The 844-nt window shown below is 68.6% G+C and carries 1 pseudogene; it reads left to right on the top strand.

Annotation, left to right across the window (positions count from 1 at the left end):
* Positions 1–844: pseudogene (locus BST44_RS29210) on the top strand (IS481-like element ISMva2 family transposase); the annotation flags it as partial.

Here is an 844-nt window from a genome sequence, read left to right as displayed (position 1 = left end):
CCACCAGTCGCTGGGGATGGCGACGCCGGCAACGGTGTTCCGTCCAGCGCCCATCGACGTGATACCGCCGCTGCCCGTAGCCACCGAACCGCTGGTCCCCAACACCGTCGACGTCATCGTTCCGCCTCGTACCCGCCAACACCTCGCGCCGGTGACAGAGCACGCGTTGGGCGCGACCGTGCACGCCGTCGAGTGGGAGGCAGTGCTGACGCCCCGAGCGCGGCTGCTGCTTCCAGCTGATCAGCAGTTCAAGTTCACCGCCGCGCTGGCCCGACGCGAGGTCACGGTGTGGGCCAGCGACCGCAGCATCCACATCGTGCTCGACGGCGCGGTCATCCGGACGCGACCATCGCGACTGTCCGAACACGACCTGCGCGATCTGCTGCGCCGCGGTGCACGCATCGCCGGACCAGAGCCCGCACGTGGCGCTGTCACCGTCGACATGCTGACCACCAGCGCAGTCATCGAAGTCGCGCGCACCGTCTCCCGCGATGGCTGCATCGGCCTTGGTGGCCACAAGGTGCTGCTGGAGTCGACGTTGGTCGGCCAGCGCGTCACCGTCCGCTTCGAGGGCACCCTGATGCACATCGTGGCCAACCGCCGACTCGTCAAGACGCTGCCCGCGCCGATACCGGCGGATCAGCGCGCAGCACTGCGTGGAGCACGCCCCAGCGCCGAGCCCTTGCCGCCACCGGCGCCCCCACACCAGGCCATGCGACGCGTGGCGGCCAATGGGACGGTGACCGTCGCCGGCCAACGACTACGGATAGGACGCAGTTACCAAGGGCAAACGGTCGCTATTGCCATTGAGGACACCGTCTTTCGCGTCGTAATCGACGGCAAC

The organism is Mycobacterium scrofulaceum, assembly GCF_002086735.1.
Classification (GTDB): Bacteria; Actinomycetota; Actinomycetes; order Mycobacteriales; family Mycobacteriaceae; genus Mycobacterium; species Mycobacterium scrofulaceum.
The sequence above is the reverse complement of the archived record's forward strand: the minus strand, read 5'-3'. Positions and strand labels throughout refer to the sequence as shown.